The organism is uncultured Nocardioides sp. (genome assembly GCF_947489365.1).
Taxonomy (GTDB): Bacteria; Actinomycetota; Actinomycetes; order Propionibacteriales; family Nocardioidaceae; genus Nocardioides.
This window is the reverse complement of the sequence record NZ_CANLDB010000002.1, coordinates 554,853-579,155: the sequence shown is the minus strand read 5'-3', so window position 1 is coordinate 579,155 and position 24,303 is coordinate 554,853. Positions and strand designations below refer to the sequence as shown.

24 protein-coding genes are annotated in these 24,303 nt (G+C 73.7%); 18 read left to right on the top strand and 6 right to left on the bottom strand.

Annotation, left to right across the window (positions count from 1 at the left end; translation table 11 throughout):
* Positions 1 to 16: 16 nt before the first annotated feature.
* Positions 17 to 1,420 carry a cystathionine beta-synthase gene (locus Q0858_RS08215; RefSeq protein WP_299052587.1) on the top strand — a complete coding sequence of 468 codons (1,404 nt, stop codon included), beginning with the start codon at positions 17 to 19 and terminating at the stop codon, positions 1,418 to 1,420.
* A 126-nt stretch (positions 1,421 to 1,546) separates the two neighbouring features.
* Here Q0858_RS08215 and Q0858_RS08210 read toward each other — a convergent pair whose 3' ends face one another.
* The gene (locus Q0858_RS08210; protein WP_299052584.1) at positions 1,547 to 2,392 is read right to left on the bottom strand and encodes a cobalamin-binding protein; all 846 of its coding nucleotides are present in this window, start codon (positions 2,390 to 2,392) and stop codon (positions 1,547 to 1,549) included.
* Between the two features lie 60 nt (positions 2,393 to 2,452).
* On the opposite strand from Q0858_RS08210, the gene Q0858_RS08205 reads away from it, so the two are divergent.
* The 3 genes from Q0858_RS08205 to Q0858_RS08195 all read left to right on the top strand — a co-directional run bounded on the left by Q0858_RS08205 (position 2,453) and on the right by Q0858_RS08195 (position 5,038).
* Positions 2,453 to 3,247 carry a TSUP family transporter gene (locus tag Q0858_RS08205; protein ID WP_299052582.1) on the top strand — a complete coding sequence of 265 codons (795 nt, stop codon included), beginning with the start codon at positions 2,453 to 2,455 and terminating at the stop codon, positions 3,245 to 3,247.
* A 61-nt stretch (positions 3,248 to 3,308) separates the two neighbouring features.
* Positions 3,309 to 4,373, top strand: a complete 1,065-nt coding sequence (locus tag Q0858_RS08200) for a YihY/virulence factor BrkB family protein (RefSeq protein ID WP_299052580.1) — start codon at positions 3,309 to 3,311, stop codon at positions 4,371 to 4,373.
* Positions 4,373 to 5,038, top strand: coding sequence for a sulfotransferase family protein (locus Q0858_RS08195; RefSeq protein WP_299052577.1), 666 nt, complete (start codon positions 4,373 to 4,375; stop codon positions 5,036 to 5,038). The genes Q0858_RS08200 and Q0858_RS08195 overlap by 1 nt, the downstream gene beginning before the upstream one ends.
* On the opposite strand, the gene Q0858_RS08190 is transcribed toward Q0858_RS08195, so the two are convergent.
* Complete coding sequence (locus tag Q0858_RS08190; RefSeq protein ID WP_299052573.1) at positions 5,011 to 5,415, bottom strand: YchJ family metal-binding protein; 405 nt, start codon at positions 5,413 to 5,415, stop codon at positions 5,011 to 5,013. The two genes, Q0858_RS08195 and Q0858_RS08190, sit on opposite strands and share 28 nt — an antisense overlap.
* 139 nt (positions 5,416 to 5,554) lie before the next feature.
* Between Q0858_RS08190 and Q0858_RS08185 the strand changes: the two genes are divergently transcribed.
* The 9 genes from Q0858_RS08185 to Q0858_RS08145 all read left to right on the top strand — a co-directional run bounded on the left by Q0858_RS08185 (position 5,555) and on the right by Q0858_RS08145 (position 13,947).
* A complete protein-coding gene (locus Q0858_RS08185) occupies positions 5,555 to 6,967 on the top strand; it encodes an MFS transporter (RefSeq protein ID WP_299052570.1) in 1,413 nt (470 codons plus the stop codon).
* A 124-nt stretch (positions 6,968 to 7,091) separates the two neighbouring features.
* Complete coding sequence (locus tag Q0858_RS08180; RefSeq protein ID WP_299052567.1) at positions 7,092 to 8,507, top strand: magnesium chelatase; 1,416 nt, start codon at positions 7,092 to 7,094, stop codon at positions 8,505 to 8,507.
* 33 nt (positions 8,508 to 8,540) lie between these two features.
* The gene (locus tag Q0858_RS08175; RefSeq protein ID WP_299052565.1) at positions 8,541 to 10,568 is read left to right on the top strand and encodes a VWA domain-containing protein; all 2,028 of its coding nucleotides are present in this window, start codon (positions 8,541 to 8,543) and stop codon (positions 10,566 to 10,568) included.
* A gap of 69 nt (positions 10,569 to 10,637) precedes the next feature.
* The gene (locus Q0858_RS08170; RefSeq protein WP_299052562.1) at positions 10,638 to 10,979 is read left to right on the top strand and encodes a hypothetical protein; all 342 of its coding nucleotides are present in this window, start codon (positions 10,638 to 10,640) and stop codon (positions 10,977 to 10,979) included.
* Between the two features lie 53 nt (positions 10,980 to 11,032).
* The gene (locus Q0858_RS08165; protein WP_299052559.1) at positions 11,033 to 11,746 is read left to right on the top strand and encodes an AzlC family ABC transporter permease; all 714 of its coding nucleotides are present in this window, start codon (positions 11,033 to 11,035) and stop codon (positions 11,744 to 11,746) included.
* Positions 11,743 to 12,063 (top strand): AzlD domain-containing protein, encoded by a 321-nt coding sequence (locus Q0858_RS08160; RefSeq protein ID WP_299052557.1) that lies wholly within the window; start codon positions 11,743 to 11,745, stop codon positions 12,061 to 12,063. The genes Q0858_RS08165 and Q0858_RS08160 overlap by 4 nt, the downstream gene beginning before the upstream one ends.
* Positions 12,060 to 12,689, top strand: coding sequence for a YigZ family protein (locus tag Q0858_RS08155; protein WP_299052554.1), 630 nt, complete (start codon positions 12,060 to 12,062; stop codon positions 12,687 to 12,689). The genes Q0858_RS08160 and Q0858_RS08155 overlap by 4 nt, the downstream gene beginning before the upstream one ends.
* Positions 12,690 to 12,884: 195 nt before the next feature.
* The gene (locus tag Q0858_RS08150; protein WP_299052551.1) at positions 12,885 to 13,412 is read left to right on the top strand and encodes a DinB family protein; all 528 of its coding nucleotides are present in this window, start codon (positions 12,885 to 12,887) and stop codon (positions 13,410 to 13,412) included.
* 157 nt (positions 13,413 to 13,569) lie between these two features.
* The gene (locus Q0858_RS08145; protein ID WP_299052548.1) at positions 13,570 to 13,947 is read left to right on the top strand and encodes a pyridoxamine 5'-phosphate oxidase family protein; all 378 of its coding nucleotides are present in this window, start codon (positions 13,570 to 13,572) and stop codon (positions 13,945 to 13,947) included.
* A gap of 22 nt (positions 13,948 to 13,969) precedes the next feature.
* On the opposite strand, the gene Q0858_RS08140 is transcribed toward Q0858_RS08145, so the two are convergent.
* Together Q0858_RS08140 and Q0858_RS08135 are read right to left on the bottom strand one after the other, a co-directional pair.
* Positions 13,970 to 15,334 (bottom strand): AarF/ABC1/UbiB kinase family protein, encoded by a 1,365-nt coding sequence (locus tag Q0858_RS08140; RefSeq protein ID WP_299052545.1) that lies wholly within the window; start codon positions 15,332 to 15,334, stop codon positions 13,970 to 13,972.
* 75 nt (positions 15,335 to 15,409) lie between these two features.
* Positions 15,410 to 16,870 (bottom strand): GAF domain-containing protein, encoded by a 1,461-nt coding sequence (locus Q0858_RS08135; protein ID WP_299052542.1) that lies wholly within the window; start codon positions 16,868 to 16,870, stop codon positions 15,410 to 15,412.
* A 188-nt stretch (positions 16,871 to 17,058) separates the two neighbouring features.
* Between Q0858_RS08135 and Q0858_RS08130 the strand changes: the two genes are divergently transcribed.
* The 4 genes from Q0858_RS08130 to Q0858_RS08115 all read left to right on the top strand — a co-directional run bounded on the left by Q0858_RS08130 (position 17,059) and on the right by Q0858_RS08115 (position 20,905).
* Positions 17,059 to 18,108 (top strand): amidohydrolase family protein, encoded by a 1,050-nt coding sequence (locus Q0858_RS08130; protein WP_299052538.1) that lies wholly within the window; start codon positions 17,059 to 17,061, stop codon positions 18,106 to 18,108.
* 28 nt (positions 18,109 to 18,136) lie between these two features.
* Positions 18,137 to 18,931, top strand: coding sequence for an iron-sulfur cluster assembly protein (locus Q0858_RS08125; protein WP_299052535.1), 795 nt, complete (start codon positions 18,137 to 18,139; stop codon positions 18,929 to 18,931).
* Complete coding sequence (locus Q0858_RS08120) at positions 18,928 to 19,962, top strand: NAD(P)-dependent alcohol dehydrogenase (RefSeq protein WP_299052532.1); 1,035 nt, start codon at positions 18,928 to 18,930, stop codon at positions 19,960 to 19,962. Before Q0858_RS08125 ends, Q0858_RS08120 begins: the two co-directional genes overlap by 4 nt.
* Before the next feature lie 238 nt (positions 19,963 to 20,200).
* On the top strand, positions 20,201 to 20,905 hold the full coding sequence (locus Q0858_RS08115; protein WP_299052529.1) for a hypothetical protein: 705 nt from the start codon (positions 20,201 to 20,203) through the stop codon (positions 20,903 to 20,905).
* A 25-nt stretch (positions 20,906 to 20,930) separates the two neighbouring features.
* Here the strand turns inward: Q0858_RS08115 and msrA are convergent, their stop codons facing one another.
* Positions 20,931 to 21,578: a peptide-methionine (S)-S-oxide reductase MsrA gene (gene msrA / locus Q0858_RS08110; protein WP_299052526.1), complete on the bottom strand. Its 648-nt coding sequence runs from the start codon at positions 21,576 to 21,578 to the stop codon at positions 20,931 to 20,933.
* Between the two features lie 162 nt (positions 21,579 to 21,740).
* Positions 21,741 to 23,084 carry an amidohydrolase gene (locus tag Q0858_RS08105; RefSeq protein WP_299052523.1) on the bottom strand — a complete coding sequence of 448 codons (1,344 nt, stop codon included), beginning with the start codon at positions 23,082 to 23,084 and terminating at the stop codon, positions 21,741 to 21,743.
* 46 nt (positions 23,085 to 23,130) lie between these two features.
* On the opposite strand from Q0858_RS08105, the gene Q0858_RS08100 reads away from it, so the two are divergent.
* Positions 23,131 to 24,303 (top strand): cystathionine gamma-synthase, encoded by a 1,173-nt coding sequence (locus Q0858_RS08100; RefSeq protein ID WP_299052520.1) that lies wholly within the window; start codon positions 23,131 to 23,133, stop codon positions 24,301 to 24,303.

Sequence of the window (24,303 nt, the reverse complement as noted above, 5' to 3'; positions counted from 1 at the left end):
GCCCTAGGGTCGGGGTATGCAGTACGTCGACTCCGTCCTCGACCTCATCGGCGACACGCCCCTCGTGCGGTTGCGCCGTGTCCTCCACGCACCCGGGTCCTCGGGGGACCAGGACCTGCCGCTGGTGCTCGCGAAGGTCGAGTACATGAACCCCGGCGGCTCGGTGAAGGACCGCATCGCCACCCGCATGGTCGACGCGGCCGAGGCCGAGGGCCTGCTGCAGCCGGGCGGCACGATCGTCGAGCCGACGTCCGGCAACACCGGCGTGGGTCTCGCGATGGTCGCGCAGGAGCGCGGCTACCACTGCGTCTTCGTGTGCCCCGACAAGGTGAGCGAGGACAAGCGCAACGTCCTCCGCGCGTACGGCGCCGAGGTCGTGGTCTGCCCGACGGCCGTCGCGCCGGAGCACCCGGACTCCTACTACAACGTCTCCGACCGGCTCGCCGCCCAGCCGGGCGCCTGGAAGCCCGACCAGTACTCCAACCCCCACAACCCGCGGTCGCACTACGAGACCACGGGCCCGGAGATCTGGGCGCAGACCGAGGGCCGGATCACCCACTTCGTCGCCGGCGTCGGCACCGGCGGCACCATCTCCGGCGTCGGGCGCTACCTCAAGGAGCAGAACCCCGACGTCCAGGTGATCGGCGCCGACCCGGTCGGCTCGGTCTACTCCGGAGGCACCGGTCGCCCGTACCTGGTCGAGGGCGTCGGCGAGGACTTCTGGCCCGATACCTACGACCGCACCGTCGCCGACCGGATCATCGCCGTCTCCGACGCGGACTCGTTCGCCTTCACCCGCCGCATGGCCCGTGAGGAGGCGCTGCTCGTCGGCGGCTCGTGCGGGATGGCGGCGTACGCCGCGGTGCAGCTCGCCCACGAGCTCGCCGAGGAGGGACGGACGGACGCCGTCGTCGTCGTCCTGCTGCCGGACTCCGGCAAGGGCTACCTCGGCAAGGTCTTCTCCGAGGAGTGGCTGAGCCGCTTCGGCTTCGCCACCGGTGAGGGCACCCACGCCGGGCGCACCGTCGAGGACGTGCTCCGCCGCAAGGACGGGCGCCTGCCCGACCTCGTCCACACCCACCCCGCGGAGACCATCGCCGAGGCCGTCGGGATCCTGCGCGAGTACGGCGTCTCCCAGATGCCCGTCGTCCGCGCCGAGCCGCCCGTGGTCGCCGCCGAGGTCGCCGGGTCGGTCTCGGACCGGGACCTCCTCGACGCCCTCTTCGCCGGCACCGCCCGCCTCACCGACCGCGTCGAGGACCACATGTCCGCGCCGCTGCCGACCATCAGCGTCAGCGCCCCCTCCGAGGACGCCGTCGTCGCCCTGGAGGCCGCCGACGCGCTCCTCGTCCTCGCCGACGGCAGCCCCGTCGGCGTCCTCACCCGTCAGGACCTGCTGGACCAGCTCGGCACCGCGTAACGCCGAGTCGGCACGTCTGCGCAGCTGCAGGGCGTCGAGTCGGCACGTCTGCGCAGGTGCGTGCTTGTGGGGTGCGCAGACGTGCCGACTCGAGCCCTCTGAGGTGCGCAGATGTGCCGACTCGGCCTAGGGGTGCAGGGCGGTGGCGAGCTCCTCGATCCCGTCGACGAGGCGGGGGCCGGGGCGGACCCAGTGGGCGTCGGCGTCGACGGGGTGCAGCGCCACGTGCGCGGGCAGGAGGCCCTCGGCGCGGATGCGGTCGGCCATGGCGGTGGTGGCGGGCAGGTCGTAGCCGCAGGCGGCCACCACGACGACGTCCGGCTCGGTGGCGGCGATCGCCTCCCAGGTGGTCCGCACCGACCGCTCGCCGACGCCGCCCAGCACGTTCTCGCCGCCCGCGGCCGTGACCATCTCGGGCACCCAGTGCCCCGGCGCGTACGGCGGGTCCGGCCACTCCAGCACGGCGACCCGCGGCCGGGGCCGGTCGGCGACCCGCGCCGCGACGGCGTCCAACCGCGCCCGGAGGTCCGCGACGACGACCTCGGCCTCCTCGGGCCGCCCGACCGCGCGGCCGATCCGCAGCACCGACTCCCACACCTCGGCGAGCGTGTGGGGGTCGACGGTGAGCACGTCCGCCGTGGACCCGAGGTGCGCGAGCGCACCCGACACCGTGTCGACGTCGATCGCGCACACCGCGCACAGGTCCTGGGTGAGCACCAGGTCGGCGCCGAGGTCGGCGAGCGCGCCGGCGTCCAGGTGGTACAGGTCCTCCCCGCGCCGCGACGCCGCCGCGACCCACGCGTCGATCCCCGCCGGGTCCAGCCCCTCGGGCATCGTCGAGGTCGACACCACGCGCCGGGACCGGGCCTCCGGCGGGTGGTCGCACTCGAAGGTCACCCCGACGACGTCGTCAGCGGCCCCGAGGGCGAAGAGGATCTCGGTGGTCGAGGGCAGCAGGGAGCAGATCCGCACGCCCCCATCATCACCCTCCCCGGTCATCGGCGGCCGCCCCCGGGTGAGACGGTGACGGGCGTGAGCCTGCTCGCCGGACCGGAGATCTCGCTGACGGTCCTGGCGCTGCTCGTGCTGGCCGCGGCCACGGCGGGGTTCGTGGACGCCGTGGTCGGCGGCGGCGGCCTCATCCAGCTGCCGGCGCTGCTCGTCGCGCTCCCCGGGTCCGCGACGGTCGAGATCCTGGCGACCAACAAGCTCGCCTCCGCGATGGGCGTCAGCGTCAGCTCGGCGACGTACTACCGCCGCGTGCGACCCGACCCGAAGGTCTTCGGCCCGATGATGGCGGTGGCGTTCGCGGGTGCGGCGGCGGGCTCGCTGACCGCGTTCCTCATCCCGCGCGGCGCCTTCGACCCGATCGTGCTCGTCGTCCTGCTGCTCGTCGGGGCCTGGGTGCTGCTGCGTCCCGACGTCGGCGCCGAGACGGCGCTGCGCCACTCCGCGGGCCGCCACACCGTGCTGGCGATGCTCCTCGGCGCGGGGATCGGGTTCTACGACGGCGTCCTCGGGCCCGGCACCGGCTCGTTCCTCGTCGTCGGCCTGGTGACGCTCGGCTACAGCTTCCTCGACGCCTCGGCCAACGCCCGCCTCGCGAACCTCGCGACCAACGTCGCCTCCCTGGTGGTCTTCGTCCCGCAGGGCGCGGTCCTGTGGGGGGTCGGCCTGGCGATGGGCGTGGGCAACGTCCTCGGCGCGTACGTCGGCGCCCGCGTCGCCGTCGCCCGCGGGGCGTCGTTCGTGCGGGCCTTCTTCGTCCTGGTCGTCGCGGCCTTCGCGGTCCGGATCGGCGGGGACGTCCTCGGCCTCTGGGGTTGACGGACCCGCGGGTCGGGGCCAGGATGCCCCGCCACCGTGCGCGCAGGACTACCGTTCTCCCGTGGCCAAGGTGTCGGACGTCCTGGATCGTTTCCAGCGACGATTCAAGCCGATCTCGATGCCGCTGGCGACGATCTACAAGTACTTCGACGACCAGGGCAACTACCTCGCCGCCATCATCACCTTCTACGCCTTCCTGGCGATCTTCCCGGTGCTGCTGCTGGCGACGTCGATCCTCGGCTACGTCCTGCAGGGCAGCCCCGAGCTCCAGGGGATGATCCTCGACTCGGCGCTCAGCAACTTCCCGATCGTGGGGGAGCAGCTCGGCCGCCCCGAGGGCCTCCAGGGCTCCTTCGCGGGCATCGTCATCGGTGTCCTGACCGCGCTGTACGGCGCCTCCGGGCTCGGCCAGGCCATCCAGAACGCCATGAACGTCGCCTGGTCGGTGCCGCGCAACAGCCGGCCGAACCCGTTCCTGCTCCGCTTCAAGAGCCTGGTCCTCCTGCTGACCGCGGGCCTGGCGGTGCTGGCGCTGACGGTCGTCTCCGCGATCGGCAGCTCGACCGAGGTCTTCGGCGGTGCCGTCGACGGCACCCTGCGGGTCGTCATCCGGGTCGCCACCGTCGTCGTCATCGGCCTCGGGCTCACCCTCCTCTTCCGGCTCGCCGCGGCCCGCCAGCACACGCTCGGCAGCGCCGCACCGGGCGCCTTCGTCGTGGCGATCCTCTGGCAGGGACTGCAGTACGTCGGCACCCTGTACGCCACCCGCGTCCTCGGCGAGACCACGTCGATGAACCAGACGTTCGGCCTGGTCCTCGGCCTGCTCGGCATCATCTACATCGCCGCCGTGATCGCCATCCTCGGCATGGAGGTCAACGTCGTCCTCGCCCGCCGGCTCTACCCCCGGGCGCTGCTCACGCCGTTCACCGATGCCGTCGACCTCACCGAGGCCGATCGCCGTGCGTACGCCGGTTACGCCCGCGCCCAGCGCCACAAGGGCTTCGAGCGGGTCGAGGTCGTCTTCGACGACGACGTCGAGACCGAGCGGCTCCCGGTGCAGCCGCGCCTGGAGGCCGTCCCGGACCCGCCCGCGGACACGGCCGACCGGGCGAAGCCCGCGGGCTGATGATCCGTCTCGTCGGCGCCGGCCTGCCCCGCACCGGCACGTCCTCGCTGCGCGAGGCGCTGCGCCTCCTGCTGGGGGCGCCGGTCTACCACATGCGCGAGGCGTTCCAGCACCCCGAGCACGCCGCCGCCTGGGTGGCCGCGATCCGGGGCGACCCGCCGGACTGGGATCGCTTCCTCGACGGGTACGCCGCCGGTGTCGACACCCCGTTCTCGACCTGCTGGCGCGACCTCGCCGCGGCCTACCCCGAGGCGCCGGTCCTGCTGTCGCACCGCGGCGACGCGGGGACCTGGTACCGGAGCATGGAGACCACCGTCCTGGCGGCGTTCCGCCACTACCGGGACGGCGACCCGCGCGACCCGATGGTGCCGCTGTTCCGGTCGGTCTTCGCCGGTGACTTCACCGATCCCGACGACCCGGACGACGTCATGGCGGGCTACGAGCGCCGGCTCGCCGACGTCCGGGCCGCGATCCCGGCCGATCGGCTGGTGGAGTGGCAGCCCGGTGACGGGTGGGAGCCGCTGTGCACGGCCCTCGGGGTGTCCGTGCCCGACCTCGACTTCCCCCACGAGAACTCGCGGGCGGCGTACCACGCCCGGGCGGAGGGCCGGTCCGAGCGGGACGCCGACCGGAGGGCTCACCCCCTCTCGTCGCCGTCCACGTAGACCCACCGGCCGCCCCGGCGGGAGAAGCGGCTGCGCTCCCGCAGCACCTCCCGACCCCCGGGTCCGTCGTACGTCGCGGTGAAGGCCACCACTCCCTCGGCGTCGTCCGGCCCGCCGTCGACGACCTCCTCCACGACGAGCCCCCGCCACGTCAACGCGTCGCGGGAGGTGACCCGCTCCGGACGCGTCCGGGGGTGCCACGTGCGCCACAGGTGGTCGGTCTCGCCCAGCGCGTACGCCGAGTAGCGCGACCGCATCAGGGCCTCGGCGGTCTCTGCGACCGCACCGCGGTGCAGCGGCCCGCAGCACGCGCCGTACGTCGTCCCGCTGCCGCAGGGACACGCGTCCTCGGCCCCGATCCCGAGCATTCCGGTCATGGCGCCACCGTAGGGGGGAATAGACGGACCGCCCGACGCCTTCGGTTAGATCGTTGCCCTCGGTAACAATCGTCATGTCGGAACGAAGGGAAGGAGCAGAGCCATCAGGGCACGCGGGGACCACCGGATCACGTTCGCGGTGCTGCTGGTGGCGGTGGCGTCGTTCACGCTGCTCCAGTCGATGGTGATCCCGGTGCTGGGCCAGCTCGCCATCAGCTACGACACCGACCAGGCCACGGTCTCGTGGGTGCTGACGTCGTACCTGCTCGCCGCCTCGGTCGCGACGCCCCTGCTCGGCCGTCTCGGCGACGTCGTCGGCAAGCAGCGGATGCTGGTCGTCACGCTCGTCGCGCTGTCCGTCGGCTCGCTCCTGGCCGCGCTCGCCCCCTCGATCGGGTGGCTGATCGCCGCCCGCGTCGTCCAGGGCGCCGGCGGCGGCGTGCTGCCGCTGTCCTTCGGGATCATCCGCGACGAGTTCCCCCGCGCGAAGGTGAACGGTGCGCTGTCGATCGTGGCCTCGCTGGCCGCCGTCGGCTTCGGCATCGGGATCGTCGTCGCGGGCCCGATCGTGGACACGCTCGGTTTCCACTGGCTCTTCTGGCTGCCGATGCTCGTCACGGCGCTCGCGGCCGCGGCCACGCTGCTGTGGATCCCGCGGAGCCGGGCCACCGGCCCCGCCCGTCTCCCGCTGCTGCCCGCCGTCCTGCTCGCGGGCTGGCTGGTGGCGGTCCTGCTGGGCGTCAGCCAGGGCAACACCTGGGGCTGGACCTCACCCGTGGTGCTCGGCCTGATGGTGGGCGGCGTCGCGCTCATGGTGCTGTGGATCTGGCTGGAGCACCGGGTCCGCACCCCGCTGATCGACATGGCGATGATGCGTCGCCGCGGCGTCTGGACGACCAACGTCGTCTCCGCCTGCGTCGGCTTCGGCCTCTTTGCCTCCTTCGGCTTCCTGCCCCAGTTCCTGCAGACCCCGTCCGAGGCCGGCTACGGCTTCGACGCGACCATCGCCGAGTCCGGCTGGTTCCTGCTGCCGTCGGCGATGGCGAGCTTCGCGGTCGGGTTCCTCACCGCCCGGCTCGTCCGCGGCCTGGGTGCGCGCGTGGTCGTCACCTCCGGTGCGCTCATGACCGCCGTGGCGTTCGCGCTGCTCGCGCTCTCGCACGACGAGGCCTGGCAGATCTACGCCTGGACGACGCTCCAGGGCCTCGGCTCCGGCCTCGTGTTCTCCAGCCTCGCCGGCGTCGTGATCGCCTCCGTGCCCGCCCACCAGACCGGTGTCGCCAGCGGCATGAACGCCAACATCCGCACCATCGGCGGCTCCCTCGGCTCCGCTGTCATGACCGGGGTGGTCGTCGGTCACGTCACCGCCACCGGTCTGCCGTCCGAGGCCGGCTACACCATCGGCTTCCTCGTGCTCGCGGGCGCGATGGTCGTCGCCGCGGTCGCGGCCGTGGTCATGCCCGACATCCACGACCAGCCGGACGACGAGCGGCCGGACGACGCGGACAGCCGCGAGGCCGTCGACGCGGACCCGGCCCTGCGCGCCGCCTGACCGCTCACCGCGGCACGTCGACCGCGCCACGCGGTGACGTCGGCGTGTCGCGGGCCCACCGGTGTGCCGACGGGCGCGTCCGAGCCCGTGGCGCGCCCCTTGGCGACCGACCTACGGTGGACGGGTGAGCCTCGGAGCGTCCTCGACCGACCACCGTCCCGCCGACCTGCCCGCCACGCTGGGCCAGCTGCGTGCCTCCGGGCACGAGCAGAAGCCGTTGCGGACGGAGATCCGCGACAACCTCCTCGCCGCGCTGGCCGAGGGGCGTGACCCCTGGCCCGGCCTGCACGGGTTCGAGCACACGGTCGTGCCGCAGCTCGAGCGGGCGCTGATCGCCGGCCACGACATCGTGCTGCTCGGCGAGCGCGGCCAGGGCAAGACCCGCCTGCTGCGCACCATGGTCGGGCTCCTCGACGAGTGGACCCCGGTCATCGCCGGCTCCGACCTCGGCGAGCACCCGTACGACCCGATCACCGTCGAGTCCCGCCGCCGCGTCGCCGAGCAGGGCGACGACCTCGCGGTCGCGTGGCGCCACCGCGACGAGCGGTACGCCGAGAAGCTGGCCACCCCGGACACCTCCGTCGCCGACCTCATCGGTGACGTCGACCCCATGAAGGTCGCGGAGGGCCGCTCGCTGGGCGACCCGGAGACGATCCACTTCGGGCTCATCCCGCGCAGCCACCGTGGCATCGTCGCGATCAACGAGCTCCCCGACCTCGCCGAGCGGATCCAGGTCGCGATGCTCAACGTGATGGAGGAGCGGGACATCCAGATCCGCGGCTACGTGCTGCGCCTGCCGCTCGACGTCCTCGTCGTCGCCAGCGCGAACCCCGAGGACTACACCAACCGCGGCCGGATCATCACCCCGCTGAAGGACCGCTTCGGCGCCGAGATCCGCACCCACTACCCGCGCGAGCTGGACGCGGAGGTCGCCGTCGTCCGGCAGGAGGCGGAGCTCGTCGCCCACGTGCCCGACCACCTCCTGGAGGTCCTCGCCCGCTTCACCCGCAACCTGCGGGCGTCGTCCTCGGTCGACCAGCGCTCCGGTGTCTCGGCCCGCTTCGCGATCGCCGGCGCCGAGACCATCGCCGCCGCGGCGCTGCACCGCGCGACCCGGCAGGGCGAGGAGCGGGCCGTCGCCCGCGTCGTCGACCTGGAGACCGCGGTCGACGTCCTCGGCGGCAAGATCGAGTTCGAGACGGGCGAGGAGGGTCGCGAGGCCGAGGTCCTCACCCACCTGCTCCGCACCGCCGTGGCCGAGGTGGTCCGCGCGCGCTTCCGGGGCATCGACTTCGCGCTGCTCGTGGACGCGATCGAGTCCGGCGCGATGGTGACCACCGGCGAGCAGGTCACCGCCCGCGACTTCCTCGCCGGCCTGCCGGTGCTGGGGGAGTCCGACCTGTACGACCGGGTCTGCGACGCCGTCGGCGCAGGCGACGACGGCGAGCGGGCCGGGGCGATCGAGCTCGCCCTCGAGGGCCTCTACCTCGCCCGCAAGGTCGGCAAGGACTCCGACGGCTCGGAGACCGTCTATGGCTGAGACCGGGACGGTCGAGCAGGCGGGACGGCGGTCGTGAAGGACCGCACCCGCTTCCGCAGGTACGACGGCGGCGACCCGCTCGCCGCGCCCGTCGACCTGGCCGACGCGCTCGACGCCATCGGCGAGGACGTCATGGCCGGCTACAGCCTCGAGCGGGCGATGCGGGAGTTCCTGCGTCGCGGCTCGCCCGACCAGCAGGGCCTCGACGACCTCGCCCGTCGCGTCGCGCAGCGGCGCCGGGAGCTACTCGACCGCCACGACCTCGACGGCACGCTCCGCGAGATCCGCAAGCTGCTCGACACGGCCGTCCTGGAGGAGCGCAAGCAGCTCGCCCGCGACGCGCTGATGGACGACGACGACCGGGCGCTGCGCGAGATGACGATGGAGAACCTGCCCAGCGACACCGCCGCCGCGGTGAGCGAGCTGTCGTCGTACGACTGGGCGAGCAGCGAGGCCCGGCAGGCGTACGAGCAGATCAAGGACCTGCTCGGGCGCGAGATGCTCGAGCAGCGGTTCCAGGGCGTGAAGCAGGCGCTCGAGAACGCCACCGACGAGGACCGCCAGGCGATCGCCGAGATGCTCGACGACCTCAACGAGCTGCTCGAGAAGCGGCAGCGTGGCGAGGACACCGCCGAGGACTTCGCGGAGTTCATGGCCAAGCACGGGCAGTACTTCCCGGAGGACCCGCAGAACCTCGACGAGCTGCTGGACGCCATGGCGCAGCGCGCGGCCGCGGCGCAGCGGATGATGAACTCGATGAGCGCCGAGCAGCGCCAGCAGCTCATGGAGCTCTCGCAGCAGGCGTTCGGGTCGCCCGCCCTCAACGAGGCGCTGTCCCGCCTGGACGGGAACCTCCAGTCGATGCGTCCCGGCGAGGACTGGGAGGGCGGCGAGCAGATGGGCGGCGAGGAGGGTCTCGGCCTCGGCGACGGCACGGGTGTCTTCCAGGACCTCGCCGAGCTGGACCGGCTCTCCGACCAGCTGGCCCAGTCCCGCCCCGGCGCCCGCACGTCCGACCTGGACCTGGACGCCATGGCCCGCCAGCTCGGGCCCGAGGCCGCCGTCGACGCGCGGACCCTGCAGAAGCTCGAGCAGGCGCTGCGCGACGGCGGCACCCTGCGCCGCGGCTCCGACGGTCAGCTCAAGCTCACGCCCAAGGCGATGCGCCAGCTCGGCAAGGCGCTGCTCAAGGACGTCGCCCAGCGGATCTCCGGCCGCTCCGGCGCCCGCGACACCCGGACCGCCGGGGCCGCGGGGGAGCGCTCCGGCGCGACCCGCGAGTGGGCGTTCGGCGACACCGAGCCGTGGGACCTGCCCCGCTCGCTGCTGAACGGCATCCAGCGCCGGGCCGCCGAGGGCGGTGCCGGCCCGCTGCTGACCGTGGACGACGTCGAGGTCCAGGAGACCGAGGCCCGCACCCAGGCGTGCGTGGCGCTGCTCGTCGACACGTCGTTCTCGATGGCGATGGACGGCCGGTGGGTGCCGATGAAGCGCACCGCGCTCGCGCTGCACACGCTGATCCGCTCGCGGTTCAGGGGCGACGCGCTCGAGCTGATCGCGTTCGGGCGTCACGCCGAGACGATGGACATCGAGGAGCTCACCGGCCTCGACGCCCGGTGGGACAAGGGCACCAACCTCCACCACGGGCTGCTGCTGGCCAACCGGCACTTCCGCAAGCACCCGGGCGCCCAGCCGGTCCTGCTGATCGTCACCGACGGCGAGCCGACCGCCCACCTGGAGGCCGACGGCGAGGTGTTCTTCGACTACCCGCCGCACCCGCGGACCGTGTCGCTCGCGGTCCGCGAGCTCGACAACGCCCGTCGCCTCGGCGCGCAGACCACGTTCTTCCGCCTGGGGGAGGACCCCGGGCTGGCGCGCTTCATCGACCAGATGGCCGCCCGCGTCGACGGCCGCACCGTCGCCCCGGAGCTGGACGACCTCGGCGCCGCGGTCGTCGGCTCCTACCTGGGATCACGCCGGGCCGGGCGCCCGGGCGGGATGTCCGGCGGGCCGTCGTACGGCGACTGGTTCGGCGGCCGCGGGTTCTGGGTGGGCGAGTAGGAGGGGTACCCCGGGACACCGTTCGCTACACCTGTGTACTCAGCAACAAAACGGGCGTAGTGTCAAGGAATGAGCACCCCAGTCGACCTCGGTGGTCTCGACCGTGCCATCGCCCAGCGCCTCCCCGGCTACCTCGTGACGGTCTCGGCGCGGGGCCGCGTGCGGACGGCCAGCGTCGAGCCCCGGATGGAGGACGGCCGCGTCGTCATCGACGGGGCCGGCCCCGGGGTGGTGAAGGACCTCCGCGCCAACCCGGCGCTCACCCTGATCCTCCCGCCCGCGACGCCCGACGGCTTCACGCTGCTCGTGGACGGCGACGCCGACCGGCCCGACCGCGGCAGCGGCCGGGTCTGGGTGACGCCGTCCGACGTGGTGATGCACCGCTCCTCGGGCCGCGCCGCCATCGCCTGAGCAGCCACCCTCCCGCCCGGGGGGTCGCGGCACGTCGGCCATGATGGGCCGCGATGACGACGGAGGGGTCAGCGCGGGACGCGGGGGAGGACCCCGAGGACCGCTCGTCGTTCCGTCCCGGCCTGCGGGTCGGCGTCCCCATCGGGATCGTCGTCGGCCTCGTCGGTGTCTCCTTCGGTGTCGTCGGGGTCCAGGCGGGGCTCACCCCGCTGCAGGCGGTGGTGATGTCGGCGCTGGTGTACGCCGCCTCCGGGCAGATCGCCGCCGTCACCGTCGTCGGCAGCGGCGGGGGACTGCTCCCCGCCGTCCTCGCCTCCGGGCTGATGAGCTCCCGGTTCCTCGCCATGGGCCTGGCGCTCACGCCGTCCCTGCGCGGCAACCGCCTGTCGCGTGCGGCGCAGGGGCAGGCCGTGGTCGACACCTCGTGGGCGATGTCCAACAACGGCGACGGCACCTTCGACCGCTGGCTGCTGTTCGGGTCCTCCGCCCCGCAGTACGTGCTCTGGGTGGCCGGGACCGCGCTCGGGGCGTACGGCGGCGGCCTCCTCGGCGACGTCGACCGCTGGGGCCTCGACGCCGTCTTCCCGGTCTTCTTCCTGTCGTTGCTGCTCGGTGAGCTGCGTGGCAACGGCTCGCGCGCCATCGCGGCCGCCGGCGCGGTCGTGGCGCTGGCGCTGATCCCGCTGACGCCGCCCGGCGTGCCGGTGCTGGCGGCCTCCGCCGTCGCCCTCGTCGGCCTGCGCCGCCGTGCCGGGGGTGCGGCGTGAGCACCGCCCAGATCTGGGTCCTGATCGGGGTCGTCGCGCTGCTGACCGCCCTGATCAAGGGGGCGGGTCCGCTGGTGCTCGGCTCCCGACAGCTGCCCCCGCGCATGATCGGCGTGATCACGCTGCTGCCCTCGGCGCTGCTCGCGGCGCTGGTGGTCACGACCGCGCTGGCCGACGGCGACGTCCTGCGCGTCGGGGCGACCGCCGGGGGTGTGGCGGCCGGGGGGCTGGTGCTGCTCGTGCGCGCACCGCTGGTGCTGGCGGTCGTGGTCGCCGTCGGGGTCACCGCGGGGCTGCGGGCCCTGGGCGTCGCGTGAGCGTCGACGCCTACCGGGTGCCCGCCCGGGCGGCCACCGCCGAGACCGAGGTGACCCGCTCGCGCTTCCTCGCCACCGTGGAGCGCGTCGACGACGAGGACGCCGCCCGCGACGTCGTGGCCCGGCTCCGTCGTACCCATCCCGACGCCGGGCACCACTGCTCGGCGTGGGTGCTCGGCCCCGACGGCTCCCTCGAGCGCAGCCACGACGACGGCGAGCCGGCCGGTACCGCCGGTGCCCCGATCCTCGAGGTCGTCCGCGGCTCGGGCCTCTGCGACGTCGTCGTGGTGGTGACCCGCTGGTTCGGCGGAACCCTGCTCGGCGCCGGCGGTCTCGTCCGGGCGTACGGCGACGCCGCCCGCGCGGGTCTGGACGCGGCCGGCAGCCGGCGGCGGCTGCTGCTCAGCGAGCTCACCCTCGACCTGGACCACGCCGACGCGGGACGGGTCGAGTCGGCGCTGCGTGACGCCGGGGTGGCGGTGCTCGACATGGCCTGGGCCGACACGGTGACGCTGCGGCTCGGCGTACGACCCGACGAGGTGGCCGACCTCGACGCCCGCCTCGCCGCGCTCACCGGAGGGAGCGCGTCCGCCGTCGCCAGCGGCGAGCGGTGGGTCGACGCGTAGGGGCCGTCGGGTCGCGGTCCTCAGGCGGGCGGGGGTCCGGCGGGCGGGGGGTCCGGGGTAGTCCCTGACGTCGTGACCCGGAACCGGCCCGGAATCGGGTCGAGACGTCAGGGAGTACCCCGCCGGGGGCCTGGCCGAAGCCCACCCCCGGGGAAACCGGTCGCGGACGGGGGACACCCTGGCGAGGATGGGCCGGTGACCGACCTCCTGCCCCGCCCCCCGATCGCCGGCACCGAGCAGGAGGTCCTGCGCGGCTTCCTCGACTTCCTCCGCGGCGTCCTGCGACGCAAGGCCGCCGGTCTGTCCGCGCCCGACCTCGACCGCGCCCTCGCCCCGTCGTCGATGACCCTGGGCGGGATCCTGAAGCACCTCGCCTTCGTGGAGGACTTCTGGATCTCCTACGTCATGGCCGGGCGCGAGCCGACCGAGCCCTGGGCCTCCGCTCCCTGGGGTGACGACGAGGACTGGGACTGGCACTCCGCTGCTGACGACGACCCCGCCGACGTCCTCGCCCTGCACGAGCGGACCGCCGCCGACTGCGACGCACTGCTCGACGAGCTGGCCGCGGGACCCGAGGGCCTCGACCGACTCGCCGTCCGCGAACGGAGCTACGGGCTGGTCAGCCTCCGGTGGGTCCTGGCGCACCTGGTGCAGGAGTACGCCCGCCACGCCGGGCACGCCGACCTGCTGCGCGAGGCCGTCGACGGGGTCACCGGCGACTGAGTCCGGGTGGGCTCGGCGGCCCCGGCGCTGCCGTTTTGTGCGAAACGGCGGTCCGGCGGGCCCGAAATCTGCCGTTTGTGCAGAAACGGCGCCCCGAGGGCGCCCGACCGCACCCGACCACCCGGGGCGCGGCGCGGGCCCGGCGTACGGTGGCGCCATGAGCAAGCAGGTGGACCTCGCGGACCTCGCCGACGCCGTCGCCCAGCACCCGCCGGGCTACCTCGTCACCGTCTCGGCGGACGGCGGCGTGAAGGCCGTGACGGTCGAGCCGCGCGTCGAGGACGGCGTCGTGGTGCTCGACGGGCCCGGCAAGGGGTCGACCGCGAACATCGGGGCCAACCCGGCGGTCACCCTGATCCTGCCGCCGGCGCAGCCGAAGGGGTTCACCCTGCTGATCGACGGCACCGCCGAGGTCGTGGGCGGCCCCGACGGTCAGGCACGGGTCACACCGGCGACCGCCGTCCTGCACCGCCCCGCCAAGCACGCCGACGGCCCCACGGACACCGCCTGCGGCCACGACTGCGAGCCGGTCTGAGTCACCCGGCCCCCAGGCGCGGCTAGACCGGCTCCTCCGCGAACCCCGGGAGCCACTCCTCCAGGATCGCCCGGAACGGCGCCTCCGCCTCGAGCTGGCAGAGCACGCCGATGCCGCCGAGCCAGGTCCGGTGGATCAGCAGGTACGACGGGGGCAGGTTCAGCTTCAGCGCCACGTTGAACGCCGGGTTGCGGGGGTCGTTGATCCGCTGGAACACCTCGCGCATCCACGCGCGGCTGAAGCGGAACCGCTCGACCTTCGTCGGCGTGATGAACGGCTCGAGGTAGTCCAGGACGAGGTGCGGGTCCACCGTCACCTTGTCCCGGACGAAGCCCTCGCGGCGTAGCCCCTCGAGCAGCGCGACGTCGTCCTCCTGCCCGCCGATGCGGATCAGCGCGCCCATCGCCCGGGGCAGCGACCGGTCGGGCAGGCGGGCGACGGCGCCGTAGTCGAGCACGCCGAGCTGCCCCAGCCCGCCGTCCGCGGCGGGGATGACGCGGTAGTTGCCGGGGTGGGGGTCGGCGTGGAGCATGCCGGTGCGCCCCGGCCCGGAGAAGAGGAAACGGCTGAACAGCTCGCCGTAGTGGTCGCGCTCCTCGGTGGTCCCCTCCGCGATCGTGCGGGCCAGGGAGTGCGCGGAGTCCATCCACTCGGTGATCAGGACGGTCTCGCCCACCTCGACCACGTCGGGGACGACGATGTCCGGGTCGTCGCGGAACTCCGCGGCGAACGCGCGCTGGGCCTCGGCCTCGAGGGCGTAGTCGAGCTCGTCGGTGGAGCGCTCCTGCAGCTCGGCGACCAGGGGTCCCAGCTCCATGCCGGGGAAGAGCGGTCCGACGCTCTTCGCCAGCCGCGCCAGCGCCTTGAGGTCGGCGCGGAGGTTCTGCCCGGCGTCCGGGTACTGCACCTTCACCGCGACCTCGCGGCCGTCATGCCAGGTGCCCTTGTGGACCTGCCCGATGGACGCCGCTGCGCTGGGGCCGCCGTCCAGCCAGGTCAGGCGCTCCTGCCAGTCGGCGCCGAGCTCGCGGGCCAGGATCTGCTTGACCGTGCGGGTCGCCATCGGGGGAGCGGCGTCCTGGAGCTTCGTCAGCTCGTCGCGGTACGGCGCCGCGGCCTCCTCGGGCAGCGCCGCCTCGAGCACCGACAGCATCTGGCCCATCTTCATCGCGCCGCCCTTGAGCTGGCCCAGGGTGCGGAAGATCTGCTCGGCGGTGCGCTGCTGCACCTCGCTCATCACGGCCTCGGCCGGACGCCCGCCGAGCCGCTTGCCGAAGCCGACCGCGCGGCGGCCGGCGTACGACATCGGGAGCGCGGCGAGCCGCGCCGTCCGGGCCGCGGCCTTCCGGGTCAGGTCTCGTCCACCCTCGTCGCGGTCACCGGCCATGTCCCTAGTGTGCCCAGCGCCACCTACGCTCACGCCGATCGACGCGCACCGATCGCGGTGCGGCGGGCGCCGCGCTCACGTCTTCGGCACGCGGATGCCGTAGCGCGAGACCTTCCGATAGACGGTCGCGCGGGACATGCCGAGCTCGTCCGCGGCCTCCTGCATGGAGGTCCCCGACCGGGACAGCACGCGCACCAGCTCGTCGCGCTCGAAGGCCTCGATGCGCGACAGCCGCGGCCCCGCCGGGGTCAGCACGGACGTCGGCAGATGGCGCACGTCGACCAGGTCGGTGCGGGTGGCGGCCGACCGGACCGCCGCCACGAGCTCGGTGACGTTGCCGGGCCAGGCGTGGTCGGACAGCGCCCGCTCCGCGGACGGCGTGAAGACCACCTCGCGGCCCCGCGCCCGCCAGGCCGCGTGCCGCGCCAGGGGCAGGACGTCGGACGGTCGCTCCCGCAGCGGCGGCAGCTCGAGCAGGGTCTCGACCAGCCCGGCGAGGGCGGCGGGGACGTCCTCGAAGCGCTCGGCGGTCATCGACAGGGCCACCCCGGTCCGGCCGTCGCCGCGGGCCGCAGCCGTCGCCCGGGCGGACAGCACGAGGTCCCGCAACCGCTCGGCGGCCCACGCGGGCAGGGTGTCCACGCCGCAGACCACGATCGAGGTGTGGGGCTTGGCGAGCTCGGGGCTCCACAGGTCGAGCCAGGCCTCGACGTCGGTCGCGGCGGGCGCGGACGCCGCGAGGATGCGCCCGCGCGGCGAGAGCTGCCGCTCGGCCTGGGCCAGCAGGGTCGCGCGGCCGACGCCGTTCTCGCCGACCGCGGTGACGATCCGGCCGTCGCGCAGCGCCGAGACCGCCCGTGCGGAGGCCTCCGCCCAGGCCCCGCCCAGGTCGGCGAGGGTGCCCGCCCCCGGCTCGAGGCGGGGAGCGGTGACCCGGAACAGCGGTGAGCGCGCCGGGGAGGGTGCCTCGTCGCTCCCCGCGCGGGCCAGCATCAGCGCCGACGTCGTGGCGGCCGCCGACTGCGACAGCGCGAGCAGCAGGTCGCTGCGCTCCCGCGACCAGGTCGTGAGGTTGACCGCGCCCAGCAGGTGCCCGGTGCGCGGGTCCTGCACGGGCGTCGCCGCGCACGTGTACGCCGCGAGGCTGTGCGAGTAGTGCTCCTCGGCCCGCACCACCGTCGGCATGCGGTCGGCCAGTGCCAGCCCGAGCCCGTTGGTGCCCGCCTCGCGCTCGGCGTACGAGAAGCCGGGGGCGAGGTGGACCGCGTCGAGCTCGCGCAGCAGGCGCTCGTCGCCGGAGCGTCGTTCGAGGACGACGCCGTCGGCGTCGGTGAGCATCAGGCCCACCGGCTCCCCGCCCAGGGTCCGGTGGAGGTCGGCGAGCACCTCGGAGCCGCAGCGGTGGAACAGCGAGGTCTCCTCCACCCGGCCCGAGAACACGGGCTGGACCTCGTCGGCGGGGACGCCGTACTCCTCGCTGCGCAGCCAGGACGCCCGCAGGCGGGCGGGGACGCCGTCGACGCAGGTGCAGTCCACAGGCGTGTGATGTGTGAGGTGGTTGTGGCTCATCGGACCCCCAGGGCGGCACGCGACGCTGCGGCCGGCTGTGACCGAGGTTACGTCTCAGAGTGAGACAGCACGAGGGTCCGCTCACCCACCGGGCGGACGTAGCGTCCGAAGGGTGCCGCCGTGACAGCCGTCACGCGCGATCTCTAGGAGGCTGCATGTACACGAAGGACGGCGAGAAGTACTTCATCGTCGACGCCCACATCGCCCTGTGGGACGCCCGCGAGGAGAACCAGCGGAACATTCACGGCAAGCAGTTCATCGACTGCTTCTACGACTATCACCGCAACCTCTCCCCGGAGTCCGAGGTGTGGTCGTACGACGAGTACCTGTACCAGGGCGGCGAGCGCCTGATGAAGGACATCTTCACGGACGGCTACGCCGACCACGCCATCTTCCAGCCGGCCTACCTCCACGAGTTCTACAAGACCGGCTTCGGGCAGTCCGAGGAGGCCTCGCAGCTCGCCGCGAAGCACCCCGACAAGCTCACGTACAACCACAACTTCGACCCGCGCAACGGCGAGGCCGGCCTCGAGCAGCTCCACAAGGACGCCGAGAAGTACGGCCTGAAGGGCGTCAAGCTCTACACCGCCGAGTGGCACGGCGAGTCCCGTGGCTGGAAGCTCGACGACCCGTGGGCCTACCGCTACTTCGAGGCCTGCCGCGAGCTCGGCATCAAGAACATCCACATTCACAAGGGCCCCACGATCCGTCCGCTGGACCGCGACGCCTTCGACGTCGCCGACGTCGACCACGTCGCCTCGGACTTCACCGACCTCAACTTCATCGTCGAGCACGTCGGCCTGCCGCGCCTCGAGGACTTCTGCTGGATCGCCACCCAGGAGCCCAACGTGCACGGCGGCCTCGCGGTCGCGATGCCGTTCATCCACACCCGTCCCCGCTACTTCGCGCAGATCATGGGCGAGCTCCTGTACTGGATCGGCGAGGACCGCATCCAGTTCTCCTCCGACTACGCGATCTGGACGCCGAAGTGGCTGGTCGAGAAGTTCGTCGACTTCCAGATCCCCGAGGACATGAGCGAGTACGCCCCGATCACCACGGCGCAGAAGAAGAAGATCCTCGGTCTCAACGCCGCCAAGATGTACGACATCCCGGTGCCTGCCGAGCTCCAGCTGCCCGAGGACGACGCCACCGCGACGGGTCCCCGCGACACCGACGCGGTCGACGCCGACCTGCAGCCGGCCTGAGCCGACCGACGTACCGAAGGGAGTGGCAGTGACCAGCACGCTCATGCCCGCGTCGACGGGGGAGCTGACCCGGGACGAGGTGATGACGGCGCTCGACGTCGTCCTCGACCCCGAGCTCGACGAGCCCATCACGGACCTGGGCTTCGTCCAGTCGGTGACGTTCCGCGACGACGACGTCCTCGAGGTGCACCTGCGCCTGCCGACGTCGTTCTGCTCGCCGAGCTTCGCCTACCTGATGGTGTCCGACGCCAAGGACGTGCTGACCGCACTGCCCGGGTACGACGCCCCGGGTCGGGTGGTCGTCGAGCTCGACGACCACCACGACTCGGAGCGGATCAACGCCGGCCTCGCGGCCGACGCGGGCTACCGGGGCACCTTCGGCCACGAGGCCGAGGACAGCCTGGACGACCTGCGGGCGATCTTCCGCCGCAAGGCCCACACGGCAGCGATGGAGCGGTGCCTAACGGCGCTGCTCCGGGCGGACGACGAGCTGGCGGAGGCCGACCTCGGCACCGTCACGCTCGCCGACCTGCCGTCCGGCGACCACGCGACCGACGCGCTCCTGCGTCGCCGCGAGGCGCTCGGCCTGCCGGACGCCGCGGACGCCCCGGTCATGGTCGACGCCACCGGCCGGACCTACGCGACCGAGGAGGTGCCGATGGCCCTGCGCCGGGCCCGCTCGACGCGGATCTCCATCGACGGCAACGCCCACTTCTGCCGGGGGCTGCTGGCGACCCGCTACCCGGGCTCGGACGCCGACCAGGCGCCCCGCGAGCCCGAGACGTTCTTCCCCCTCACCACCCTCAAGGAGCAGCTCCGATGAGCACCATGCGCGCCGTCCGCGTCGTCGGCTACCACCAGGACCTGCAGATGGACGACGTCCCGATGCCGGAGGTCTCCGGGCCGATGGACGTGGTCGTGAAGATCGGCGCGGCGGGCGTCTGCCGCACCGACCTCCACATCCTCGAGGGGCAGTGGGAGGAGAAGTCGGGCGTCGCGCTGCCGTACACGATCGGCCACGAGAACGCCGGCTGGGTGCACGCCGTCGGCTCCGGGGTCACCAACGTCGCCGAGGGCGACAAGGTGATCCTCCACCCGCTCGTCACCTGCGGCCTGTGCCGCGCGTGCCGCTCGGGCGACGACGTGCACTGCGAGAACAACCGGTTCCCGGGCATCGACTCCGACGGCGGCTACGCCGAGTACCTGCTGACCACCGCCCGCTCGGTGGTCAAGCTCGACGACTCGCTCGAGCCGTCGGACGTCGCGGCGCTCGCGGACGCCGGCCTCACGGCGTACCACGCGGCGGCGAAGGCGGCGAAGCGCCTGACCCCGCGCGACAAGTGCGTGATCGTCGGCGCCGGCGGGCTCGGTCACATCGGGATCCAGGTCCTCCGGGCCCTGACCCCGGCCGAGCTGATCGTCGTCGACCGCAACCCCGACGCGCTGAAGCTGGCGCTGAGCATCGGGGCCGACCACGGCGTCGTCTCCGACGGCACCCACATCGACCAGGTGCTGGAGCTGACGAACGGGTTCGGCGGCGAGGTGCTCGTCGACTTCGTCGGCGAGGGCGGTGCGACCAAGGAGAACGTCCAGATGCTCCGCCAGGCGGGCGACTACCACGTGGTCGGCTACGGCGAGAACATCGACATCCCCACCATCGACATCGTCTCCACCGAGATCAACATCATCGGCAACCTCGTCGGGTCCTACAACGACTTGTGCGACCTGATGGCGCTGACCGCGCGTGGCGCGGTGACGCTGCACACCCAGAAGTACGCGCTGGACGACTTCCAGTCGGCCATCACGGACCTCGACAACGGCCGCGTCCGCGGCCGCGCGATCCTGGAGCCCTGAGCACCGGCTCCCGCTGCTGCACACCGAGCGCCCCGACCCCCTGCGGGTCGGGGCGCTCGCTGCGTCCGCCCCCGCCCACCGGTGGTCGAGCAGCAGTGACGACGCTTCGAGGGCCGCTGGGTCGAGGGTCGACAGCGCCTTTGCGGTCCGTTTTCCGTGCCAGGAGCGGAGAACCGACCGCAAAGGCGCCGCAAGGTGGCTCGTCACCGACCACCGGTTGTCGGACTACCGTGAGGCGATGCGCCCCGCCGACGCCGCCCTCGCGGGCTCCTGTGCCGCGTTCGTCCTCGTGCCGACCCTGGGTCCGCTGCTGAGCGACGGCGAGGGGTACGACACGGGGCCGCAGAGCCCGATCGCGCCGCCCGGCTACGCGTTCGGGGTCTGGTTCCCGATCTTCGCGGCCTGCGCGGCCGACACCGTCGGGCGTGTCCGTCAGCCGCAGGAGGGCGACGAGGCTACCCGCTGGCCCCTCGTGGCGGCGTACGCCGGCAACACGGCGTGGGCGCTGCTCGCGCAGACGGACCACTACCGGCCCACCCCCGCGGTGCTGTCAGCGGCCGCGGCATCGAGCGCCCTCGCCGTACGCCGGCTCGAGCAGCGCGGCGCCGGACGGGGGACGACCCCGGTGGCGGCCGGGCTGCTCCTCGGCTGGACGATGCTCGCCAGCGCCGTCAACGTCACGACGGAGGCCCGCCGGTCCGGGCTCGTGAACAGCGACCCCCTAGCCACGCCCCTCGACGTCGCCGCGCTCGTCGCGGCGGCGGGAGCGCCGCTCGCGGTCGTCCGGCGGCGCGGGCCCGGGGTCGGCGCCGTCACCACCACCGCGACGTGGGGGCTGGCCACCACCGCGGTGACGTCGCAGCGACCCGCCGGCGTCCGTGCTCTCGCGGCGGTGGCCGCAGCCGCCCTCGTCGCCGCCGTGACCCGCCCGACCCGGGGCTAGTCCGGGTCGGGCCGGCCGAAGGACGTCAGGCCGTCGCCGGGAACCGCACGCCGGTGTTGGCGTGGCAGCGGTAGCCGAAGGGGTTCTTCGCCAGGTACTGCTGGTGCTCGTCCTCGGCGTAGTAGTACTCGCCCGCCGGGGCGATCTCCGTCGTGACGTCGCCGAAGCGGCGGTTGGTGAGCTCGTCGGCGTAGACCTTGGTCAGCTCGCGCGCCGTCTGCTCCTGCCCGGGCGTCGTGAAGTAGATGGCGGAGCGGTACTGCGAGCCCACGTCGTTGCCCTGGCGCATGCCCTGCGTGGGGTCGTGGATCTCGAAGAACCGCTTCACCAGGTCCGCGAAGGTGACCACGGAGGGGTCGAACACGATCCGCACGGCCTCCGTGTGGCCGGTGCGGCCCGTGCAGACCTCGCGGTACGACGGGAACGGCGTGTAGCCGCCGGCGTACCCGACGGATGTCGACCAGACGCCGTCCATCTGCCAGTAGATCTCCTCGGCGCCCCAGAAGCACCCGAGGCCGAAGATCGCGACCTCGTAGCCGTCGGGGACCTCGTCGGTGCGCACCGGCGCGTCCAGCACCACGTGCTTCGGCGCGAGGTGGACCCACTCGCGCTCCTGGCCCTTCAGGGCGTCCTCGGGGGCGATCATCTGCTGCTTGTTTCCCAGACCGAACATGCCTCCATAACAGCGCGGGGGGCGAAAAGGTTCCACCCCTCGTCGCCGAGGCCGGCTGGTCAGTCAGTGTCTCGACACGGCCGTCGCGACCTCGTGCCTCGGTCGCGGGCCTGCTCGACCCGACCGACCGACGCCGACCTCTCGTTCCTCGAGGTCGGCTGGTCAGTCGAAGTAGGCGGCGACGTCCAGCGCGCCGCCCGCGTCCTCGAAGTCGGCGCGGACCGCGTCGGCGAGGACGTCGTCGGCGAGCAGGTCGAGCGCGACGGCGGCGAGGCCGGCAGCTCCGTCGACCGCCGCGCGGGCCGCCGCGTCGGAGCGCGCAGCCTCGGCGAACTCGGCGGTGTGCAGCGCGACGTCCTCCCCGGCGATCCCGATGAGCGGGTGGATGCCGGGCACGCGGTAGCTGACGTTGCCGAAGTCGGTCGACGCGGCGAGGGTCTCCGGCACCACCCCCGGCGGGTACGGCGACCGGCCGCGGGCCTGCTGCGCCACCGACCAGCGGCCGGTCAGCGGGCCGTTGCCGCGCACGGGCAGGGACGGCGGGTGCTCGTCCCAGACCACGTCGACCCCCACGCCCGCCATCCGCGCTGCGCCGTGGAGGACGTCGTCGACCCGGCGCGACAGGTCCGCGAGGGTCTCGGGGAAGGGGGAGCGGACGTAGAGGTCCATTCGCGCGCGGTCCGGGATGACCGAGGCGCGGTGGCCGCCGTCGACGATCACGGCGTGCACCCGGTCGACGGGCGGCGTCTGCTGCCGCAGCAGGCCGATGCCCTGGTAGGCCAGCGACGCCGCGTCGAGGGCGTTGCGGCCGGCGAACGGGCTGGCCGAGGCGTGCGCGGACACCCCGGTCCAGGTCGCGCTGAGCACCCGCCGCCCGAGCCACACCTGGTCGGCCACGTCGGCGCCGAACGGGTGCACCATCACGGCCGCGTCCAGACCGTCGAACGCGCCGCCGTGGGCGAGGTACTCCTTGCCGGTGTGCCCCTCCTCGGCCGGGCATCCGAGCAGCACGACCCGGCCCTCCAGCCCGGCGGGCGGGTCGGCGAGGACCCGGCCCAGCGCGGCCGCGGCGCCCACGGCGGTCGCGGCGATGACGTTGTGGCCGCACGCGTGGCCCAGGCCCGGCAGGGCGTCGTACTCGGCGAGGACGGCGACGGTCCGGTGGCGGACCGGGTCGAAGCCCGGGCTCGTCACCTCCGCGCGCACCGCCGTCGCCAGGCCGTGGACGCCGACCTGCGGCGCCAGGCCGAGGTGCTGCGCGAGGGAGGCGACCGCGGCCGCGGAGCGGGTCTCGGCGAAGGCCAGCTCGGGGTGGGCGTGCAGGTCCGCGGCCAGGGCGACGAGGTCACCGCCGGCCGCGTCCACGTCGGCGGCGACCCGGGCGTGCAGGGCCTCGCCCGCGCCGGCGTACGCCGAGGTCAGCGGCTCCGCGACCGCCGCCCGGCGGGCGGTCTGCTCGCGCAGGACGTCGAGGTAGGCGGTCGACGGCCGCGGCTGGTCACCCACGACGGTCACCGTAGGGCCCCCGGCCCACCCCGGATAGCCTCGAGTGGTGAGTGACGGCGCGAGCGGACCCCAGCACGACAAGGCGGGGTTCGAGACCCGCGCGATCCACGCGGGCTGGGAGCCGGACCCGGCCACCGGCGCGGTGATCCCGCCGATCTTCGCGACGTCGACGTACAAGCAGGACGGCGTCGGCGGGCTGCGCGGCGGCTACGAGTACAGCCGCTCCGCGAACCCGACCCGCACCGCGCTGGAGCAGACGGTCGCGGCGCTCGAGCTGGCCGAGCGCGGCTTCGCGTTCGCCTCCGGCCTCGCCGCCGAGGACACCCTGGTCCGCGCGACCTGCACGCCGGGCGACCACGTCGTCATCCCCGACGACGCGTACGGCGGCACCTTCCGGCTGTTCGACTCCGTCGAGAAGCCGTGGGGCCTCGACTACACGACGGCGCCCGTCGCCGACGTCGACGCCGTCGCGGCCGCGATCGAGCCCGGCCGGACCCGCCTGGTCTGGCTGGAGACCCCCACCAACCCGCTGCTCGGCGTCGGCGACATCGAGGCCCTCGCCGGCGTCGCCCACGACGCGGGCGCGCTGCTGGTCGTCGACAACACCTTCGCCTCGTCGTACCTGCAGCAGCCGCTCACGCTCGGCGCGGACGTCGTCGTGCACTCCACGACCAAGTACGCCGGCGGCCACTCCGACGTCGTCGGCGGCGCGCTCGCCGTCCGGGACGCCGACCTGGCCGAGCGGGTCGCCTTCCACCAGAACGCGATCGGCGCCGTCGCGGGGGCGTTCGACTCGTGGCTGGTGCTGCGCGGTCTCAAGACGCTCGCGGTGCGGATGGAGCGCCACTGCGACAACGCCGAGGCCGTCGTGGCCTTCCTCGAGGCCGACCCCCGGGTCGCCGTGGTCATCTACCCCGGCCTCGCCTCCCACCCGGGCCACGAGGTCGCGACGCGCCAGATGGCGCGGTACGGCGGCATCGTCTCGTTCCGCCACGCCGGCGGCGAGCAGGCCGCCCTCGACACGTGCGGGAGGGCCGAGGTGTTCACCCTCGCGGAGTCCCTGGGCGGTATCGAGTCGCTGATCGAGCACCCCGGCCGGATGACCCACGCCTCGGTCGCGGGGACCTCGCTGGAGGTGCCCGCGAACCTCGTCCGGCTGTCCGTCGGGATCGAGACCGTCGAGGACCTGCTGGCCGACCTCGACCGCGCGCTCGGGTGA

Bases quoted from the DNA above. Each gene is read 5' to 3' on its own strand.
- Q0858_RS08170 (WP_299052562.1), top strand. From the start codon at position 10,638: ATGAGCACCCCAGTCGACCTCGGTGGTCTCGACCGTGCCATCGCCCAG.
- Q0858_RS08215 (WP_299052587.1), top strand. From the start codon at position 17: ATGCAGTACGTCGACTCCGTCCTCGACCTCATCGGCGACACGCCCCTC.
- Q0858_RS08120 (WP_299052532.1), top strand. From the start codon at position 18,928: ATGAGCACCATGCGCGCCGTCCGCGTCGTCGGCTACCACCAGGACCTG.
- Q0858_RS08130 (WP_299052538.1), top strand. From the start codon at position 17,059: ATGTACACGAAGGACGGCGAGAAGTACTTCATCGTCGACGCCCACATC.
- Q0858_RS08115 (WP_299052529.1), top strand. From the start codon at position 20,201: ATGCGCCCCGCCGACGCCGCCCTCGCGGGCTCCTGTGCCGCGTTCGTC.
- Q0858_RS08140 (WP_299052545.1), bottom strand. From the start codon at position 15,334: ATGGCCGGTGACCGCGACGAGGGTGGACGAGACCTGACCCGGAAGGCC.
- Q0858_RS08190 (WP_299052573.1), bottom strand. From the start codon at position 5,415: ATGACCGGAATGCTCGGGATCGGGGCCGAGGACGCGTGTCCCTGCGGC.
- Q0858_RS08195 (WP_299052577.1), top strand. From the start codon at position 4,373: ATGATCCGTCTCGTCGGCGCCGGCCTGCCCCGCACCGGCACGTCCTCG.
- Q0858_RS08145 (WP_299052548.1), top strand. From the start codon at position 13,570: ATGAGCAAGCAGGTGGACCTCGCGGACCTCGCCGACGCCGTCGCCCAG.
- msrA (WP_299052526.1), bottom strand. From the start codon at position 21,578: ATGTTCGGTCTGGGAAACAAGCAGCAGATGATCGCCCCCGAGGACGCC.
- Q0858_RS08165 (WP_299052559.1), top strand. From the start codon at position 11,033: ATGACGACGGAGGGGTCAGCGCGGGACGCGGGGGAGGACCCCGAGGAC.